A 21091-nucleotide genomic window follows, 5' to 3' on the forward strand; every position below is an offset into this window, starting at 1 on the left:
ATTGTAATTAAATAAAAAAAACGAATGAAACAACCGTTAGCTTATGTTCATCCTGAAGCTCAGATCGCGGATAACGTGGTGATTGAGCCTTTCGTGACAATTGATAAGAATGTTGTCATTGAGGAGGGAACAAGAATTGGTTCGAATGTCACTATCCTGGAGGGAGCGCATATCGGGAAAAATTGTAAGATTTTTCCGGGGGCTGTTATTTCTGCCATTCCTCAGGATCTTAAATTCAAGGGAGAGAAGACAATCGTCGAGATTGGTGATAACACGACCATCCGGGAGTGTGCGACTATAAATAGAGGTACTGCCGCTAAAGGCGTAACTAAAGTCGGGAGCAATTGTTTGATCATGGCCTACGTGCATATTGCGCATGACTGCGAGATCGGGGATAATTGCATTATCACGAATGCTTGTCAGTTAGCCGGAGAGGTCGTTGTGGATGATTTCGCTATTATCGGTGGAATGTCTGCCGTGCATCAGTTCGTACATATCGGTCGTCACGTGATGATTCAAGGTGGCTCTTTAATTGGTAAGGACGTACCTCCTTACGTGAAAGCCGGGAGATTACCTTTGTCCTACGCGGGAGTGAATTCGATCGGTTTGCGCCGTCGCGGATTCGTGAACGAGAAGATCAACGAGATTCAGGATATATACCGGATACTTTTCCAATCCGGGTTGAACAACTCTGACGCGGTGGAACGAATCGAGGCCGAGATGCCGGCATCTAAGGAGCGTGACGAGATCATTATGTTCGTGCGTAACAGCAAACGGGGTGTCATGAAAGGCTATATGGGATAAAAATCCAAAGCATTAAATATCTATTTCGGAACCCGGTCCCTGTGTGGCCGGGTTCTGTTTGTTTATGACTGACGGTTAGAATGGAACGAGTTCTTGCTTGACGGTCCATCTTCGCTGATTCGCCGGTATCGTAGGGTAGTTACGCCGGTGTTTCGTTAATAAGTCAACGGGAAGTTAACGGGAACTTAACTGGAAGTGAATGGAGTTAATTGGTGTACTTGTCCTTGATATTTCCTTGTTGACAGTTGGAGATTATAACGAGACATCGGTGCAAGTTACTACCAATATAGGAGGGGGACCCTAGAGAGGGAAACGGGATGAAAACGTGAATGTTTTCTTGTTCTATATATAAGGTATTGCAGTTTCCTAAAATCTAGTAAACCGATTTTAGGAAACTACACGGTGATGGGAGAAGGAAGGGTAATAAAAAAAGCACTTCGCAAGGAGTGCTTTTTTGCTGTTCTAATCCTAGAATTATAATTTCGGACCTGCGGCAACCAATGCCTTTCCGGCCTCGTTTCCTTCGAACTTCTTGAAGTTTTTGATGAAACGTTCTGATAAGTCTTTTGCTTTCGTTTCCCAGTCATTTGCGTTACTGTATGTATCGCGAGGATCAAGGATCTTCGGATCAACTCCCGGTAATGCGGTCGGAACCTCGAAATTGAAGAACGGGATTGTTTTGGTCGGGGCTTTGTCGATAGAGCCATCCAAAATAGCATCGATGATTCCGCGAGTATCTTTAATGGAGATACGTTTACCGGTTCCGTTCCATCCGGTATTTACCAAGTATGCTTTTGCTCCTGTTCTCTCCATTTTCTTAACCAGTTCTTCTGCATATTTTGTCGGGTGTAATGACAAGAATGCAGCACCGAAACAAGCAGAGAAAGTCGGAGTCGGTTCAGTGATACCGCGTTCCGTTCCTGCCAATTTTGCAGTGAATCCGGACAAGAAATAGTATTTCGTTTGTTCCGGGGTCAGGATTGATACCGGAGGTAATACTCCGAACGCATCAGCTGATAAGAAGATAACTTGTTGTGCAGCCGGACCTTTAGAGATCGGTTTCACGATGTTCTTGATATGATAGATCGGGTAAGAAACACGAGTGTTCTCGGTAACTGATTTATCATTGAAGTCGATTTTTCCGTTAGCGTCCACGGTAACATTCTCCAACAAAGCGTCACGTTTGATGGCGTTATAGATGTCCGGTTCGGCTTCCTTGCTCAAATTGATAACTTTAGCATAGCATCCACCTTCGTAGTTGAACACGCCTTCATCATCCCATCCGTGTTCGTCGTCACCGATCAAAAGACGTTTTGGGTCAGTTGACAATGTGGTTTTACCTGTTCCTGACAAACCGAAGAAGATAGCGGTGTTCTTACCTTCCATATCCGTGTTGGCAGAGCAGTGCATAGATGCGATTCCGCGTAACGGGTTCAGATAGTTCATGATAGAGAAGATACCTTTCTTCATCTCACCACCGTACCAAGTGTTCAAGATTACTTGCTCTTTGGTTTTCAAGTTGAAAACGGTAGCTGTTTCGGAGTTCAAGCCTAATTCTTTGAAGTTTTCAACTTTAGCTTTTGCAGCGTTGAAAGAAACGAAATCCGGTTCCCCGTAGTTCGCTAGTTCTTCTTCTGTCGGGCGGATGAACATATTCTTCACGAAGTGAGCTTGCCATGCAACTTCCATGATGAAACGAACTTTCAAACGGGTACCCGCGTTGGCCCCGCAGAACGTGTCAACCACGTACAGTTTTTTGCCGGACAATTGTTTCACGGCTTTTGCCTTCAAATCTGCCCATGCTTCTTCCGAACAAGGTTTGTTGTCGTTCTTGTATTCGTCAGAAGTCCACCATACAGAATCCTCGCTGGCCTCGTTCTTTACAAAGAATTTATCTTTCGGTGAACGTCCGGTGTAGATTCCGGTCATCACGTTAACTGCGCCAAGCTCGGTCAAATATCCTTTTTCGTACCCTTCCAGTTTCGGGTCTGTTTCTGCCTTGTACAATTCTTCATATGAGGGATTGTGAAGGATCTCTTTCACATCCGTGATTCCATAAATACTTAAATCTAATTTTGCCATAGCAATAAATTTATGTTAGAAATTAATTAATTCTTTTTTTCTTTAATTCGGCACAAAAGTAGGAAACATTTTGATATAAAAGAACCAATTTCTCCTTTCCCTTGTCCGTTTATGTTTTATTAACACGTTCTTGTTTTTCTATTCTCTCAAGCATATGCTTACACGATCGTATACCTTTTGTACGTTCGTGTCCGTGAACTTGTTACGATCTATGTTTAGAATGTAACTATCGGTAAATGGGGAGTTTAGTTTTCGATCAATCCGGCTCCTGCCGATAGCGGTTAGTGCCGCAACTTGAAGGTAGGGATGATCGGAATTTAAATATTCATTTACCATTTGTTCCACGTTTTCCCGTTTCGAAAGAACCAATGTCCCGAAATATTCCGCGATCTCGAAGTTGTAACAGAATTGTAATAATTGAGTAATTTTTTCTGTAATCAACTCGTGAACCGGGAATAAAAAACAGGCAACGATTTGTTCTTCTCGTTTCTTTGTTCCCCACAATAGTTGTGCCAATCTTAAATCGGGTTGGTATTGTCCGGCCAGATTTTTGAGAGAGAGGTAACTTGCCCCGATCTGTCCCCGCGTGTCGGCTCCTATCCGTTCCATGCTGTCAAGACTTCTTCCGTTTTGTAGCCGGAATATTCTTCGGCTGACTTCTTTAAAGAGTTGCTCTACTTTTTTATCAATCGGGAAAACTTCTATCACCTTGTCCTGTTTATTTAAAGTAAATGAAAATATTAGCATGTTTATACACGTGCAAAAGTAGCTATAAAAAATGAAATCGTGGCGTCAGAGGTTATGTTTTGTAGCATATTCAAACGTTTGTGTAGAAGATGATTAGTTTAAATAATCTGAATCTGTTAAATATTTATTAAGATTTCGATAGAAAGGTAATCTTTGGAAGGATATAATTAATTTCGCTTTCACAAAGACCAATAGAACAAATTTAAAGGAATAAATGATGATCAAATGTTTTTTATGGTTCGTACCCTGCCTTTTCGTACTGGCCGGGTTCGCGCAGAAAGCTAATTACAAAGAAGCCGAACGTTTTATGCGTGGGAACGCGGAAAAACTGCTAGGATCAACGAAAGTAAGTCCTCGTTTTTTGAAGGAAAGCGATAAGTTTTGGTATAGTTACAAAACGGGCGATGGAACCCGTTATTATTTCGTTGACCCGAAGGCGAAGATTCACCGGGAGTTATTCGATCGGGAATTTATGACTGCCGAGATCAGCAAGTATACCCACGGACCGGTGAATTACAAAGAACTACCCGTGCGGGCATTGGCTTTTAAGGAAGATGAGAAGACATTGAAGTTCGAGGTGGATACTTTCCGTTTCGAGTATAACATTTATACCAATCGGTTGGTGAAAATAGATTCTGCCCGGAAGAAACCGGATACAACTCCCAAGAAATCGAACGGGTTGGTGGGGACGTATTCTCCGGATAGTACTTATATCGTTTACGCGAAAAGTCATAACCTGTATATGCTTTCCGTGAAAAATTCCGTGGAAACCCAGATCACGACGGATGGGACATTGAAATATTCTTATGCATACGATGATACGGATACCACGAGTAAACGGGAGTCTGCCCGGGTGACTTGGTTCGAAAATTCTGAACGTTTTTACGTGCGTCGCTCGGACCGGAGAAAGATTAAAACGCTTTATGTGGTTAATAATTTGAGTTCCCGTCCGACGTTGAACGAGTATGAGTACGTGATGGCCGGGGATCAGGAGGTGCAACACGAGGAATTATTCTTGGTGGACACGACCGATAAGAAATTGATCAAAGTGCCGGTTGAGAAATGGCCGGATCAGACGTTGAGATTATTTACCCCGGGAAAAAAGGTCAACAGTCTTTATTTCCTGCGCAAAAAGAGAACTTGTGACGAGATCGATTTTTGTAAGGTGGATTTGAAAACGGGGGAGGTGAAGGTGTTGATTAACGAGATTAGTAAGCCTTATTTCAATAATGATTTCTTCCATCTTTCCTTGTTGAACGAGGGGGAAGATATTATCTGGTGGTCGGAGAGAACGGGTCACGGGCATTTCTATCATTACGACGGCGAGGGAAATCTGAAGAACGCGATTACTTCCGGGAACTGGACGGCCGGGAAGATGGTTAAGATTGATACCGTGGGACGCACCATTTATTTCGGGGCTTACGGGCAGGAGAAGGGAGCGTGTCCCTACTATGCCCGGGTGAATAAAGCCCGGATTGACGGGAATGGTCAAGTGGAGGTGCTGACTCCCGAACAGGCCACTCATGAGGCTTATTTTTCGAAGTCGGGACGTTATTTCGTGGATAATTATTCCCGTGCGGACTTGGAACCCCGGAGCGTGTTGCGGGATAACAAGGGAAAGGTGATTCTGGAATTGGCATCACCCGATTTGACCCGGCTTTACGAGACGGGATGGAAGATGCCGGAGCCTTTCACTGTGAAGGCTGCCGATGGGCATACGGATTTGTACGGTTTTATGTGGAAGCCTTTTGACTTCGATTCAACCCGGCGTTACCCGATTATTTCGTATGTTTATCCCGGGCCGCAAACTGAGGCGATTCCGTTGGAGTTTTCCGTGACGGCAGCTTATAATGTTGGTCTAGCACAAGTCGGTTTCGTGGTGGTAACTTTCGGTCACCGGGGAGGTAGCCCGATGCGGGATAAATGGTATCACACGTTCGGGTATAATAATTTGAGGGATTACCCGTTGGCGGATGATAAGTGTGGTATCGAACAGTTGGCTGATCGTTTTTCTTTTATTGATAAGTCCAAGGTGGGTATTTTCGGACATTCCGGTGGAGGTTTCATGTCTACCGCGGCATTATGTACTTATCCCGATTTCTACACGGCGGCTGTTTCGTCGGCAGGAAATCATGACAATAATATTTATAACCAATGGTGGGGAGAGACGCATCACGGGGTTCGGGAGGTTAAATCTTTCGAGAAGAAAACCGTGAAAGATTCCATCACGGGGAAAGATACCACGATTTCCGTGGAGAAGATCAAGTTCGAGACGAAAATCCCGACGAATATCGAGCTGGCGAAGAATTTGAAAGGGTATTTGATGCTGGTGACCGGTGACGTGGATAATAACGTGCATCCGGCGAACACCTTGCGTATGGCAGATGCGTTGTTGAAAGCGGGAAAGAATTTTGACTTGGTGATTTTACCGGGACAAGCTCACGGTTTTATGGGCATACAACAGGCTTTCTATCAACGGAAGATGTGGTTCCACTTTGCGAAACACTTGCTGGGGGATTATTCGTCCGATCAGTTCCGGGAGATTGATACTTATATGCGGTTGTGAGGCAAATGCTAACGTCTTGATTTTATTACACAGATTATAGGATTAGAAATAACCCGAAGAGGGAGAGTTACCCAGCTAGGGTTGTCTAAAAAGTCAATTTTAAACAACTACCCCCATTAACTCCCCCTTAACAGGGGGAGAAACCGCTTGGTAATCAGCTCTCCCCCTGTGTAAGGGGGAGCTGGAGGGGGTAGTTGGCAAATACAGGCAAGACTTTTGGGACAGTCCCTACCCGAAGGGAGAGGGAGTTCGTGCTATATTATCCCGTTGGCTATCCTTTGTCTATCGATAGGCTATGACAAGAACACAGCATCTTCATAGCATGAACATAGCAAGAACAATCTCTCATGTATTTGCCGTGTTCTTGCCTTGTTATTACTTGGCATTTGTCATAGTTTATCCCTAGTTTATCCGTGGAGCAATCAGGAACGAGCGTCGAGAAGGATGCTTGTATGAAGATACTGTAATAGAAATAGGAAGGGGGAAAATGGATCGTCCCCCTTCCTGCACGAAGTCTTTTCACTGGTTGCAATTGTGAAATGTAAGTCCGGACTTCGTGTTGGTCTGAACCAAGTCAACGATGAAAATTCTAAATTGTCTTATTTGATGTTGGGGTAAAAATCAACAGGGGAAATAGCCGGATCAATGCAGGTTCCGGCTATTCCTGTTTCTATATCCCGGTCAATAAAAAATCCGGACCGAGCAAGTCAATCCGGAGTATGGCATAACGGCTCGGGATTGACTTAATTCATGGGAGTTGCGTCTGCCATCATGAAAAAAGCAACCCCACGCCGCTATAAGTATAATTCTGAAAAGAATATACGTGTAACAAACGTGAGTGTTGCAATCTTCATGGTTTAATGGCTATAAGCCTGGTTCGCAACTCCTAAACCATGTCGGATTTTAACCTCAACATCATAATCGGATTTATGGCGGCTCTCCGCTCAATCCTTAATACAAAGGTATTATTTTTTTGATTTATTACAAGCTATTATATCAATTTTTAGTTGTTTATTTACGTATATAGGAATTGTTCCGGATAGTTTATTGCTTTTAATATCAGTTTTGTAACCGATATAATAGAAAAACAAATGCAGATAGGGGGTATGTGGATTAAATATGATAACAATAAAGACGAGTTCGACTTGTCTTTATCTCGTCTGTAAATCGTCTTTGTCTCGGCTTTAATTACTTAACAGGGAATTATTACGGTAGTTTATGGGTTTAGAATTGAATACTAATTGGGGAGATGGATTTTATAGGTACGATTGTAGGAAAGTATGTTATTATTAGATGAAAAGGGGCTGTCCCAAAAGTCATTTCTCAAACTCCCTCCCGGCTTCGCCGTACTCCCTCTATAAACAGAGGGAGAGTTGAAATACTCTCTGTCTTCGGGAAGAGTCACCAGCACCTCCTCTGTTTATAGAGAAGGTGGCACGAAGTGACGGAGGAGTTCTTGAAATAAAATGGCTTTTGGGACAGCCCTTTCTTTTATCGATATGTTTGTCCTACGAAAGGTAAGTTTAGGTAACGATATAAGGCCAATGATAACATGGGTTTTTCAAACATGGGCATACTTGCCAGTACGGCATAAGCTTGCTTGAAATCCTCTCGTTTGGCATGGGCTGCAGCCAGATATAGTAAATTCTCTTGACAAGGCTGTGCTTTCATTGCAAGGTCGGCAATCCGTATCACCTCTTCAACTTCTTTATCCACGACAGGCGCATTCCGAAAATAATCGGCAATAATCATCGTGTAAAAAAGCTGACTATACAGGTAGCGGTGTTCGTCCCCACATTCTTGTACTAATGGTATGATAGCGGGAATTGCTTTTCCGAATTCATGGTTAAAGAGCTGTTCCTCGATTGCCAAGATGTTGCAATACATGGTAGACAAAGGGACGTCTATTTCTTTTAGTTCGGTAATGTATTGTTTGTACTCTTCCAGTTTCTCGTTATGTATGATACTTCCGACACGAACAATTGCCCGATAGAGATTGATCCAAAAATTATCATCGTATTTTTTATACACGTCAGCATGTCGAATGAGTTGCTCCCGGATGGTCTTGTCAGGTGAACGCATAAAGGACCTCAATACCGAATAGGCATCTTGCGAGAGTAATTCTTCAGGAGAGAGTCCGGATAAGTAATCCCTTAGACAGGTTTCGGCTTGATCCGGATCGATTTTGCTTAGGTTTTGGAAGACATAAGAACGGACGAGTTCAATGGAGCGTTCCCCTTTGTCCCACCGTTCTTTCATGGCAGCTAATTGTTTGGGGAAATCCGATTCTTTTGCTTCTTCCCCCTTCTTTATAAATGTTTCAGCTTCTAGGTAACCCACGTGTAAATCCAGTAAGTCTCCGTTTTCATCTAACCAGAAAAAAGAAGGGTAACCTCCAGCCTTATATTTTGCGAAAAAACCGTGTTCTCGTTGCTTTTCTGCATCTAATTTTATACAAATGAAAGAAGTATTGTAGTATTCTCCCACTTTGGTGTTTGTGAAGACATTTTTGGCCATCATTTTACATGGTCCACACCAGGAGGTGTAAACATCCACGAAGATACCTTTTTTTTGTTCTTTCGCTTGTTTTACAATATCATCAAAATCACCGGAACTGAATATGATCCCCTGTGCAGAGGCAAGCTGCACAGAGAATGAGATCATTATTAATAATATAATTTGTTTCATGTTATTCGTACTTTTCTTCTACATCAATTACTTGATCACAGAATCCGGATAGTCGATATACCGGATCTGCATGGATTCCTCCAACGGTTCCTAATTCATAATAAGCAACTCCACCTTTTTGGTTGCCTGATATTTTTTGATCTTGGATATACAGGCGGATTTGTTGTGTTGTTTTGGTTGCGAGCGGATTTTCAGGCGTTGGATCGGGGACGAGGATGTCACTTAATTTCATTCCGGTGATGGAGAAATCATCTTCTAGTCCGTTTATAATCTGTGCTTCCAGATTATTGGTTACGTCTTCTCGTAAATTACTTAAAGCGATAGCGTATACGCTGTTTCCTGTCGAATAAAAAAGAAGGTCTTTCATTCCTTCAAGCGAAGCGAAATGAGTTGCTTCCTGAAGATGAGGTGCAACTTCCGGGGTTATGGCTATTTTGGCGAGGCTAGTTCCCCGGTTATCAGACGTGATCTTTATTTTGAATAGATAATTTTGCTGATTTTCTTTGTGACGTAGTAACATCCAACATTCGTTATTTGCGGAAAGTAGTCCTCCCGCCAAATACTCCATGTTCGTTCCCATATTATTGCAATCGAAATAGTTCAGATCGCCCGTTTCTGTTTTTAGTTGCTTTAAAGGAGCTTTGTTCCATGCTGAGTTATTATGCACGAGAATACGTCCGTTTAATTCGTCATAGAAAGCGGGTCCACTCGACGATTGAACCATTCCGGTTCCGATTTTGTATTCTGTCGAACCTTCGACTACAACCATTGGTGCATCCCAAGTCATTGCACCCATGTTTGTTCCCCGTTTGAAGACTTGATCGCTGATGATTAAATAGTCAACACTTCTCGAACTGCTCTCCACGTGTAATTGGGGTGAATAGATTCCGGTTTCGGGACTGAAAGTTATTGCGCTTTCAACAGTTCGATTACTTTTCATAGAAACCGGATTGAGAAAATAACCGCCCGTTTCATTTTCGCATAACACCAAAACCTCTTTCATTTGTGGTTGGTATTTATTGGGATTTAAGGCATAAACTCGTACCGGATTTTCTAATTTTGTTCCGTTAGCTGCTTCGAAAATGTTTTTTACAAATGTTTTCTCAGCATCGTCTACCATAAAATGGAGCGCGTAACTTTCGTTTTCTTTACATAGTAGAAGAGTTCCTTTCGTGAAATCTGAGAGTACTTCTAGTTTCATTTTTTTCCGGTAATAAACCCCGGTTGATAGATCTGTAATCTTTACGACTAGGGAATAATCCTCGCCAGGGGTCAGAATTTTCGGATCCATGAAGGCATTCAAGTCTTTGGTTTTACCTAGCGTGTCTGCCTGTGTTCTCGTGGTAGGAGTGTAGGTATACCATGCATAACTTAATTGAGATTCATCACCGGTGCGTGTTGTGATTGGAAGAGGAATTTGTAGATAACTTCCCAGTTTCGCACTATATTTTTCCTGTAATGCTCCTATTGTAACTTCGTTTAATTCTTCTATTCGAGTATTGCTTTTGTCATCCACACATCCTATAAGAGAAGATAGGATTGTAAACCATATAAGTAAATTTCGTTTCATGTTCATTCTTGATTAAAATGGGTCCCACACTTCTATTTTTTTCCCGTTTTCGTCCACTTCATTGTGAGTGGCGTAATAGTAACAGACTGTTCTTCCTTGTGTCATAAAATAACTGTAGCTGCCCGGGAATGTGGCAATTTCAGCCATCGTGAGTGGAAAGTCGTGTCCCATTACCTCGATACATTTCTCGTGTTTCACTTGGGAGTATTCACCAAAGTAAATGATTAACAAATCTTCCCAATAACTGGGTTTTACAAGTTTGTTGGTGATCCTCACGTACACGCGGGATTTATCCTCGTAAGCGACATCAATATCCTCTGTCGGGATAAGTTGAAGTGCTATGGTTAATATATCATCATCTATGTCTGTTCCTCCCTGTATCAGGTAGATAGGTATTTCTATTTCTCCTTTACCCGGTTCAAACCAGTAAGAATCTTCCATTTCGTAGTAGATTCCTTCTTGGGCAGTCGTTTGGTCTTTGTCTATTTTTAAGCCTATCGGGGTTCGGGTTTCAAAGCTTTTTCCGACCAGTTTAGCTGTTAAATAAATGGTATCTCTGTCCTCTTTCGTCATGCGGAATGAATATGTCACGCTATCCTTGCCTGTTACGTAGTCAGGGAAAAATACCGAAGGTTTTGTCGTGTATATCAAACGATCATTTTCGTGACACCCGATACAAAGGATCGTGAATATATATATCAGTATTATATTTCTTATCATAGCTTTTCATTTAAAAGTTATTTTGATTACATGTTCCCGTAGTCCAATTCGTCGGTAGGAACGGGAAGCTGATACACTTTATTTTTATCTGTCAGGTTCACGTTGCTGAAAACCCCGATGCGCCCTAGGTTCATTCGTTTGTAATAAAAGAACATTTGTCCTTCAGCAATAAATTCTTTTTGGTACTCTTTGGCAATTTCAGCATCTAGGTCCGTAATGTTTTCTAAAGCTACTAATCCCCGGTGTGCTCGGATTTTATTTAGATATGCTAGGCCATTGTTTCCGGAGGCACATTCTGCTGCAATTAAATATACTTCGGATAATCTTACGATAGGAATATATTTCGCATTTTTATATTTAGCCGGCATCCAAGATGAGCTGACATCAGTAGGTTGGAACCATAATTTCAGGCGATAGTCATCATCTCCGGCCGAAACAGCTTGGTACAGGTTTGAGACTTTCGTGGCAGTGAAACATAATGCAGTGGCACTTGAACTAACCCCGTAAGCAATTGCATTTTCTCCGAAATATGAAGAGATGTCATCCTCTAGTTTTTCAATATTCAACTGGAACAGGATTTCATTTTTAAATAATCGGTCGTTTTCACTGGCAGAAGTTGTCAGGCTTAGTGGAGCCATAGGTTCTTTCGTATTTTCATTTATGATTTCATGAACTGCTTTCAAGGCGTTTTCTTTGTCTCCTATGTAATTGTACGCTCTGGCTTGTAATGCTGCTACCGTGAAGTAATTCATGCGGCTGTGACGTTCTTTTTGTGTGGAATCACGTTTTTCGTAGAGTTGTTGATATGCCGGTCCGAACCAATCGGAATTAGCTAACATGATTCGGGCAGAATCCAGATCTTGTGTGACCCGATTTACAAAAGAGCCGAGAGGAAGGGCGGCTTGAGCCACGTTCGTGTAAGTGTCTGCGTAAGGTATAGCTTGTTGTTCCAACCCGTCGGCAGGCGAGGGGCCGAATAGGCGTAACAAGTCGAAATGTAGAAATGCACGCAATCCGAATGCTTCTCCTTTTACGACTCGATAGTGTTGCTCGGAAGCAAATACGTTTTTGTTTTTATCAGCGTATTCCAATAGTACGTTTAAGTTGACAATGGCTTTGTAATGTCCTTTCCAAATAGATTTTAGACGAGTTTCTTCTTGTGTATCCGTATAATCATATCCTTTTGTTTTATAATAGTTATGTGTCTGACTCGTGATTTTATCGTAATATTGAGCCATTACATCCAAGTACCCAAAGGACAGTTCCCTACCGTAAGCCGATGGGGTAACCATGATCGAATAAACCCCGGTCAATACATCCCAAAAGCCATTTTCATCTTTGAACAGGTCATCCGACTTCACGTCTGATTTTGGGGATACATCGAACCATTTCTCGCATGAACTCATAGTTAAACAAGTGAGAAGGGCGATAATTATGATTTTCATATTTTTCATAACTTTGGTATCTTTATTTATTACATTGTTTAAAAAGTAACCTGCAAGGAGAGTGTGTAGGTACGAGCGAAAGGATAAACTGTTCCTCGTTCCATTTTCACTGTCGATGCTCGGAATATATCATTACCGATGGCCGTTACTTTCAATGATTCCATTCCGAGACGGCGTAATTTTTCTACCGGGAAACGATACGAGACACTTAAAGAAGAAAGTTGTACGTAGTTTTCTTTCTCTATAAAACGTGAGGTCGGCATCGTGGTTTCCGTGTTGTCGATCGCTTTAAAACGGGCGATATCTCCTGCTTCTTTCCAACGATCATATAAGACTCTACGATCAGCGTTATTTTTGGGGTTGACGTTTTCAACCTTGTCAACTAATGTCTGGTTATATATGTCGCCCCCGATGCTATATTTGAAAAAGGCATTGAGTTGGAATCCTTTGTACATGAACATTGTACCGAAACTTCCTTCCACGTCGGGATCTGTACAACCCAAGGGCTTATAATTGTCCGTACTCCATTTATCCACTTTATTCCCTTGTTGGTCTAGGAAAATTTCCTGTCCACTATTCGGGTCTATTCCTAATGATTCATTAGCCCAAATGGCATTGATGGATTTCCCTTTTTGATAGCGGACCACGGGGCGATTACTTTTTTGGTCATCATCGGCATTATTTACCTTATCATCTTGCATACGATTGTAAGCAGCCAAAGCATCATTTAATTTTAGGAGTCGATTCCGGTTACTCATCAGGCTGACAAATAAATCCCATTGTAGTTCCTTGCCCGTGTCCCGGATTACAGATCCCCGAATGTTTGTTTCAATTCCTTGGTTTTCGACTTCCCCGAGGTTGTCTTTGTATGAATCAAAACCTGTTGAGGGTGCTAATAGAACATCGATTAGCAAGGCTTTGGAATCCTCTTTATAAAAATTCACGTAACCGGACAAGCGACTTGTGAAAAGGGCAAAGTCTAGCCCTATGTTACGTTTTAGGTTTTTCTGCCATTTCAAATCAGTGTTTCCATAACTTTTTAATAATGCGCCGATGCTACCGTTGTAAGTAATACCGTCCACTAAATCGTCTTTGTAGGAGAACATACGGATGGACTGGAAAGGATAAAAATTTTGTCCTCCGGTACTTCCAATAGACCCTCGTAATTTTAAGTTATTTACTATACGAGAGTTTTCAAACCATTTTTCACGATGTATATTCCAGGCAATTCCGATAGAACCGAATGTCCCCCAGCGTTGATTTGCCCCGTATACAGAGGAGCCATCTGTCCGGATGGAAAGGTCTAATAGATAGCGATTATCCCAGCCGTAATTGACATTTCCGGCAAATCCCATTAAACGACTTACCTCGTAGTCTCCTGTAGGTTTGGCTCCGTCTTGGAAAGCTGTTCCCATACCAAAATGGTCCATTTGTTCATTGGGGTAATTTACCGCCGTAACAGAATAACTATCGATGTTACTTTCTCTTACATTCCAAACTGCTGCTAAATTTATATTGTGTTTCATGAATGAGCGGGCATAGTTGAACACAATGTTTGCATCATACGTGAATGTTTTTTGTTCTCCTTTCTGGTAGCTTCCTTTGTATTGTGTCGTTGCAAAATCCGTGTGTGTAGCCGGTTTGAAATCGTCGGTACTTTCTTGTTTGCTGTTCAAGGAGAATTTCCCGCGTAAAGTCATTCCCTCCATGATATTCCATTCTATCGAAAAATTGTTGTTAAATTCGCTATACGTGGATTCATTACGAGTTTTTTTGGCAGCATTGTATAACGGGTTTGTTACGAGTACATCTCCGTCAAGAGTCGGTTCGTAGAGATATTGTTTCACATTCCCGTTTTCATCATACGGATGGAAATAAGGATTTTGATAAGTGTAGGTCGTGAATGAACCGTAAGGAGAGTTTGTACCCTTCACGTTAGAATATGTCAGGTCATTGATGAAACGCAAGTTTTTATAGTTGTATTGTAATTTACTTCCAATTCCTACGGTCCTTCTTCCTGATTTTTTCATGACTCCATCCGTTTTGTTGTAATTTACGGAAAGAGCGTAACGGATAGACGAGTCGCCACCCTCTATTAATAAGAAATGTTTGTGCCCGAATCCCAGATCTTTTATTGGTTTGCTGAGCCAGTCTGTATCAATACCCTCTTGTACCCATTTTAATCTTTGATTGTAAAGATCTGTATATCTGTCTCCCATTTCGATGTTGGAGTGAGTGTATAATTTTGCCAGACGTTCATATTCCAGTTTCTCGGTGGCATTCATTAGGTCATAGACACTTAAATCTGCAAACGAAAAATCTCCGGAAAAGGTATAATTTAATCGCAATTTACCAGCTTGTGGTTCTACCGTTTCAACAACGACTACCCCGTTTGATGCCCTTGATCCGTATATGGCTGTTGCGGCGGCATCTTTTAATATGGTGATTGAGGCTACCCTGTTGGGATCTAGGTCGAAAATCTTTTCAGCATTGACTTCGAATCCGTCTAGGATGAATGTTGGCATATTGGGTGAATTTTCGTATTCCGATTGCAGACTTCCTCCACCTCGGATTGTAAATTCTGGAATAGTGTTCGGATCGCTACCCATTTCAATATTATCCAGTAGTTTGAATGACGGGTCTAGTACGGAGAGTGTGGATAGAACGTTGCCGGAAGATACCATGCGTAATTTGTCTCCGGTAAAAGAGGTTGTGGCTCCCGTGTAACTTTCTTTTTTACGGTTATAATATCCCGTGGATACTACGACTTCTTCCAAAGTTTCTATGTCTTCTTCTAGGGTTACGTTTATTTCCTTTTGATTGTTTATTTTCACTTCTTTTGATTGCATTCCGATGAACGAGAATATTAGCACTAGATCTTGCTGTTCAGGTAAAGTTATTTTATATCTTCCTAGACTATCTGTAACAGCACCGATAGATGTTCCTTTGACTAATACGGTTACTCCAATCAGCGATTCACCTTGCTTATCTTTCACGATTCCGGTTATAGTAACCTTTTTTTGTTCTTCCCTTTTCTGAGGGGCCTTCATTAAAATCACAAATTCCCGATTGATTTCGAAGGTTAGGCCTTTGTCTGAAAGTATTTTTTCGAGTAGTTCTTCCAGTTCGATTTTTCCAAAATTTGCATCGACCTTTTCGTTTTTGTTCAACATGTCATTATTGTACATAACGATACAGCCGGTTTGTTTACGGATCTCCTGAAACAACTCTTCGAAAGTGGTTTCTCCCATTTTCATGTTTAGGCGGTATTGTGCCATTATTGTAGCATTTCCTCCTAGCATGAAACAAAATAAAAATACAATTGTCAGTCGCATAGCTAAGAATAATTTCCAACGTTCATTTTTTATAAAAACGAACCCTGTGAGTGGATTTTTTTTCATACATTTGTACTTTAAGTTAATAAAACTTGATTTGGACCGAAAGGTGGTGCGAACACCTGACGGTCTTTTTATTTCTGAAATACTTGAATTACATTTCCGTTTACTTTAAAATAGACATTTGAAGTTTTCTCTATGAATTCAAGCATGAATTTTAGAGTGTTACTTCGCTTTATGGCTCCTGTAAATTTGAATTGACGTGTCGTTTCATTCACGAAAAAGAAGTCTACATCGTACCAGCGACTAAGTTGAACGATTAGCTGTCCCAGCGGCATATCGTAAAACTCAAACATCCCTTCTTTCCAAGATACATAACTGGTAATATTTACTTGTTGTTTTTTCATTTCTTCGGAAATATTGTTGGAAACAGCCTGCCAACCTGGCTCTAAGATACATTTCTCGTTCTGGTTGTAAACCTCGACTTTTCCTTGAACGAGGGTTATGGCTGTAAGCTCCTCGTCCTCGTAGGCACTGATGTTGAATGATGTCCCGAGTACTTTTGTGTTCGTGTGTGGTGTGTGTACAATAAAAGGGTGAAGGGAGTCTTTTTTTACTTCAAAATAAGCCTCCCCTTTCACGTGGACTTCCCGTGTATTACCCATGAATCGGACGGGGTATTTTAATTCTGTTTCAGAATTTAACCATACTTTCGTTCCATCAGATAAGGTAAGAATATATTCTCCGCCACGAGAAACAACAAGGGTATTGAATTCCATATCTTCATCTAATTCCCGTGTCGCAAAAGAATCGGTAATTTCATATTTTAATCCGGAAGATTCTTCGTCTTTGATGATAGTATGTTTAGTTTCTAGCTCGAAGTTATTGTTCGTGTGTAATAGAACTTTTTTCCCGTCATTAAGGATAAGAGTGGCTTTTGGACTACCGGTTTTTACTTGGGCTAGGTCCATTGTTGTTTTCTCGGGAAGAGGTTCATAAGAAATGAATTTTATTATGGCAAAAAGAAATAGACAAGCTGCTGCAACTCCTGATATGAAGTATTTCCAATGAATAGATTTCTTTTTACTTATTAGTCGGGAGTTTAATTTTTCTCTTCCTTTCTTGGAATCAATCTGTTCCCATGTTTGGGCGTATGTCAGTTGGTAATGGGTCCGGCTTAATTTTTCGAATAGCTCTTTATTTTCTTCGCTTGTGTTTAACCAGCTTTGAACGAGTTCTATTTGTTCCCGTGAGGCTTTTCCTCTCCAACATGCTTGAATGGCTTGAAATATGTTATCGCTTATTTCCATCTTTCCGTGTAACTTTTATTAGTTAAACAGATTTCTGGTGTGGGCGGGTGAATGAATTTTGAAAAAAATGAAAGAAAAAATATATGTCTAATAAATAGATGATTAGAAGGCGTTTTGTTGAAACTTTCGAGAAAATAACATGAAAAGGAGGAATATTTTTTTATATCCTTTTAATTCAGATCGTAATTCTTTCATTCCTGCTTTCAATAATGTTTTTACAGTATTGATAGAGACTTCTAATTTATTTGCCGTTTCTTGGTATGTACATCCTTGGCACATGACTAATTGAACAACACGTTGTGTTTTTTCAGGAAGTTTCCGGACAGCAGTCAAGACTGTTTCGATGGCAGTTTCGTCTAGTTGGTTGGATTCTTCTTCGGCAATGGAATAATGAGGTAAATCTAATTGTTCTGTGGATAATCCTTGTTTAGCGATCTGGTTTATGCAAGCGTTTTTTACAATAGTGAAAAGAAAAGTGGAAAGAGCATGGGGATGAATGTGTTTGTAAAGTTCCTTTTCCCATATCTTTACGAATTGTTCTAATACAATGTCCTCTGCTTCTGGTAAATCGTGAAGCAGAGTATTGGCGAATAGGACTAAAGGTTTATAATACCGTTCAAATAAGGTATTCATGCCTTGTTTTTTCCCGGCTTGTAATAAAGCTATTATTTGTGCATCACTGACGCTCATATCATATCCCCGTGTTTTGTACAAAAATAGGAATAATTTATTTTGTTGAAAGAGAAAAATTACAAAACCTTATTGATCAATTGTTCTATTTTTTGAATGAGTTGTTCTGTTGACAGGTTCATTTGTTCTACGGCCATCCATGTCACGATGTTTTCCCGGTTGACGAGATAGACACGGGGAATGGTGCTATTGGCAAAAAGGGAAAAGACTTTTTTGTCCGGGTCAAGGTAGAACGGCATAGTGAAGTTTTGTTCTTTCCAGAATGTGTTGACGATTTCGGCTGTTTCCCCGCGGGAGATGGTGACGAGTCGGAAGGTGGGCTGGTCTTTCAGTTCATTCCACACGCTGTCAATCTTCGGGAGTTCCCGCTTGCAATCGCCACAGGTGGTAACGAAGAAAACCAACAAGGTTGTGTTTTCCGATAAATCTTCACTATGAAGTTCTTCTCCGGTTGCGCTTTTCACGGTGAATTCCGGTAATTTGTCGTTTTCTTCGATGTAATTTATAACATCTTCTTTTTCGTCTTTAATACAGGAAAGAAGAAGTAATGTAAATGCGAGTAACGTGACGAATATTGTTTTCATTTTTTACGAATTCTGTTTCAATTAGACCGTGAAATTAGCGAATAACATCGAATTATAAAAATATTACGTATTTTTTGCCTTGTGAAGTAAGTATATATACACAAGCGAGGAGCTTGGAAATCGTGTATGTTTGTATGCGGTAAAAAGAAGAATAGTATGAATAAGATATTGCAAGAAGATTTTGACTTGGCTCCGTGTATGGTTGCCGGATATGAAAGTTTTATAAATGGTTTGTTGAATATCGTACATTCCGGGCCTATTTGCGAGAGCGTGGGTGAACAGATCAAGTCGTATGTGCTGGATTTTATTCAAAATCACCCGTTAGATTCTTTTGATCGCTTTTCGGATGAGACCTACACGCGGAATTATATCGGCCGGGATACGGAATCCGGTTGGGAGGCTATCGTGATGTCGTGGAAGAAAGGAAACCGTACGGCCATTCATGCTCATCCCCAGTTTGCTGGTTACACGTTTGCCGATGGGGAGTTCTTGATTGAGGTTTTTGAACCTTTTAAAGAAGGGATTCGTCTGGTTCAAGAGATGACAATTAGCGATATTCACGGGTTATATGCTATCGGTGAGGCCGGTAAATTCAACAATCATATTCACCGGATTACCTGTTTAAGCGATACGGCTCACAGTTTACACGTGTATTCGGACGACGCATTGAAAGGGGAAAAGCTGGATGAACAAATGATTTATTAATTTTAGATTTTGGATTTTAGATCCTATCAATTAAGTGATTTAATGATTTTCGATTAAGTGATTTTAATCACCCAATCATCGAATCGGCAATCACAGAATCTTTTTCATTCTAAACTCTAAATTCTACATTACTTTAAACTTTTCTTCATTTTCAATTGTAAAATATTATTTTTGTCAGCGTGTGTAAATGTTAGTAATAAATTAATAGTATGAGTGTGACAACAGAAAAGAAAGAGAAAGTAAAGTTTAGTAAAGCGTTTTGGGTTGCCAACACGGTAGAATTGTTAGAGCGTGCCGCTTATTACGGGGTGTTCGTCGTGATCACGTTATATTTGAGTAACGTCTTAGGATTCACGGATATTCAGGCGGCTACTATTGCGGGAGTTTTTTCCGCTTGTTTGTATTTATTGCCGACATTTTCGGGTGCGCTTGCCGATAAGATCGGTTTTCGTAAGTCGATGTTATTGGCGTTTACCTTATTGTCGTTAGGTTATTTGGGATTGGGATTATTCCCGAATTTTCTGGCTTCGACGGGATTGGTAGAGTACGGTTACGTGACAAAGTTTACGGGATTGCAGGAAAGCGGTTATCGCTACGGGATTATTCCGATTATGATTCTGATTATTGTGGGAGGATCATTCATCAAGAGTGTGATTTCCGGTACGGTGGCCAAAGAGACGGACGAGAAAAATCGGGCAAGAGGGTTTGCTATTTTTTACGGGATGGTGAATATCGGGGCTTTCTCCGGAAAGGTTCTTGTCACCCCGTTACGTGATGCCATGGGGCATGAGGGGATGATCGTGTTAAATTATTTCTCCGCAGGAATGACTTTCCTTGCGTTGATCGCAATTTATTTGTTTTACAAGAGTGATAAACACGCCGGGGAAGGAAAGACTTTCGGGCAGATATGGACGGCTTTGGTGAAAGTTTGTACTAACGGACGGTTGATTGTTTTGATCTTGATTATTACCGGGTTCTGGATGGTACAGCATCAGTTGTATGCCACGATGCCGAAATACGTGACCCGCTTGGCGGGAGAGGCAAGTGCCATCGGCTGGTATGCTAACGTGAATCCTTTGGTGGTCGTGTTGACGGTAAATTTGGTGACTTCGCTGATGCGTAAAAAGTCAGCTTTGTTCTCCATGACTTGTGGTATGTTCATCATGCCGATCTCGGCTTTGTGTATGGCTTCCGGGAATATGTTGGGCGGTGGTGAGATTCTTGGATTGCATCCAGTGGCCTTCATGATGATCGTGGGGATCGTGTTCCAGGGATTGGCAGAAGTGTTTATTTCTCCTCGTTTCTTGGAATATTTCTCTTTACAAGCGCCGAAGGGAGAAGAAGGAATGTATTTGGGTTTTAGTCATCTACACTCCTTTTTGTCATCCATTTTCGGGTTCGGGTTGTCCGGGTTCTTGCTGAGTAAATATTGCCCTGCCCGTGAATTATTTAGTAGCGAGGCCGATTGGATGGCTGCCTCTGCAAATGCGCATTACATCTGGTACTACTTTGCGGCAATTGCTTTGGTGTCAGCCGTGGCCCTGATTATTTACGGGAAAGTGGTACGTCGGTTGGATGCGAAGAAAGCGGCAGTAACACGATAAAATTCATTTATTAAATAGTAAAGCGTCGGTAGTTTTCCTATCGACGTTTTATCTTATCTTACTTTGGATTTGTGACAAATATTAGGCGTTTTATGTTTGGATTTGTGCAAATGTTGATTATTTTTGGAGAAGATATTAAAGAATGCGTAAATATTATACACCTCTTGTTATTCTTAAAAGTTATTGCATAATTTGTGTAGCATAAAAAGTGCTGCACAAATTATGCAATAATTATCTTGCT

The 21091-nt window shown here is 41.1% G+C and carries 14 protein-coding genes; 4 read left to right on the forward strand and 10 right to left on the reverse strand.

The window, feature by feature from the left end; genetic code table 11:
- Positions 1 to 24: 24 nt before the first annotated feature.
- Positions 25 to 804 (forward strand): acyl-ACP--UDP-N-acetylglucosamine O-acyltransferase, encoded by a 780-nt coding sequence (gene lpxA, locus QVC79_RS02565; RefSeq protein WP_027200407.1) that lies wholly within the window; start codon positions 25 to 27, stop codon positions 802 to 804.
- A 474-nt stretch (positions 805 to 1278) separates the two neighbouring features.
- Here lpxA and pckA read toward each other — a convergent pair whose 3' ends face one another.
- Positions 1279 to 2886: a phosphoenolpyruvate carboxykinase (ATP) gene (pckA, locus tag QVC79_RS02570; RefSeq protein WP_124318292.1), complete on the reverse strand. Its 1608-nt coding sequence runs from the start codon at positions 2884 to 2886 to the stop codon at positions 1279 to 1281.
- Between the two features lie 138 nt (positions 2887 to 3024).
- Complete coding sequence (locus tag QVC79_RS02575) at positions 3025 to 3633, reverse strand: DNA alkylation repair protein (protein ID WP_287642433.1); 609 nt, start codon at positions 3631 to 3633, stop codon at positions 3025 to 3027.
- A 217-nt stretch (positions 3634 to 3850) separates the two neighbouring features.
- On the opposite strand from QVC79_RS02575, the gene QVC79_RS02580 reads away from it, so the two are divergent.
- A complete protein-coding gene (locus tag QVC79_RS02580) occupies positions 3851 to 6199 on the forward strand; it encodes a S9 family peptidase (protein ID WP_270595365.1) in 2349 nt (782 codons plus the stop codon).
- 1491 nt (positions 6200 to 7690) lie between these two features.
- On the opposite strand, the gene QVC79_RS02585 is transcribed toward QVC79_RS02580, so the two are convergent.
- The 8 genes from QVC79_RS02585 to QVC79_RS02620 form a co-directional block, all read right to left on the reverse strand.
- Positions 7691 to 8887 (reverse strand): thioredoxin fold domain-containing protein, encoded by a 1197-nt coding sequence (locus QVC79_RS02585; RefSeq protein ID WP_270595366.1) that lies wholly within the window; start codon positions 8885 to 8887, stop codon positions 7691 to 7693.
- Position 8888: 1 nt separating this feature from the next.
- Positions 8889 to 10457: a PKD-like family lipoprotein gene (locus QVC79_RS02590; RefSeq protein WP_270595367.1), complete on the reverse strand. Its 1569-nt coding sequence runs from the start codon at positions 10455 to 10457 to the stop codon at positions 8889 to 8891.
- Between the two features lie 12 nt (positions 10458 to 10469).
- Positions 10470 to 11177 carry a DUF4843 domain-containing protein gene (locus QVC79_RS02595; RefSeq protein ID WP_118260439.1) on the reverse strand — a complete coding sequence of 236 codons (708 nt, stop codon included), beginning with the start codon at positions 11175 to 11177 and terminating at the stop codon, positions 10470 to 10472.
- Positions 11178 to 11203: 26 nt separating this feature from the next.
- Positions 11204 to 12631: a RagB/SusD family nutrient uptake outer membrane protein gene (locus QVC79_RS02600; RefSeq protein WP_287642434.1), complete on the reverse strand. Its 1428-nt coding sequence runs from the start codon at positions 12629 to 12631 to the stop codon at positions 11204 to 11206.
- Positions 12632 to 12660: 29 nt separating this feature from the next.
- On the reverse strand, positions 12661 to 16023 hold the full coding sequence (locus QVC79_RS02605) for a SusC/RagA family TonB-linked outer membrane protein (protein WP_270595369.1): 3363 nt from the start codon (positions 16021 to 16023) through the stop codon (positions 12661 to 12663).
- A gap of 68 nt (positions 16024 to 16091) precedes the next feature.
- Positions 16092 to 17267, reverse strand: a complete 1176-nt coding sequence (locus tag QVC79_RS02610; protein WP_270595370.1) for a FecR family protein — start codon at positions 17265 to 17267, stop codon at positions 16092 to 16094.
- A 102-nt stretch (positions 17268 to 17369) separates the two neighbouring features.
- Complete coding sequence (locus QVC79_RS02615) at positions 17370 to 17957, reverse strand: RNA polymerase sigma factor (protein WP_270595371.1); 588 nt, start codon at positions 17955 to 17957, stop codon at positions 17370 to 17372.
- A gap of 59 nt (positions 17958 to 18016) precedes the next feature.
- Positions 18017 to 18541 carry a TlpA family protein disulfide reductase gene (locus QVC79_RS02620; protein ID WP_270595372.1) on the reverse strand — a complete coding sequence of 175 codons (525 nt, stop codon included), beginning with the start codon at positions 18539 to 18541 and terminating at the stop codon, positions 18017 to 18019.
- Between the two features lie 156 nt (positions 18542 to 18697).
- On the opposite strand from QVC79_RS02620, the gene QVC79_RS02625 reads away from it, so the two are divergent.
- The gene (locus QVC79_RS02625; protein WP_270595373.1) at positions 18698 to 19246 is read left to right on the forward strand and encodes a cupin domain-containing protein; all 549 of its coding nucleotides are present in this window, start codon (positions 18698 to 18700) and stop codon (positions 19244 to 19246) included.
- A 215-nt stretch (positions 19247 to 19461) separates the two neighbouring features.
- A complete protein-coding gene (locus QVC79_RS02630) occupies positions 19462 to 20850 on the forward strand; it encodes an MFS transporter (protein ID WP_270595391.1) in 1389 nt (462 codons plus the stop codon).
- Positions 20851 to 21091: the final 241 nt, after the last annotated feature.

It is taken from the genome of Butyricimonas sp. (assembly GCF_019423355.1).
GTDB lineage: Bacteria > Bacteroidota > Bacteroidia > Bacteroidales > Marinifilaceae > Butyricimonas > Butyricimonas faecihominis.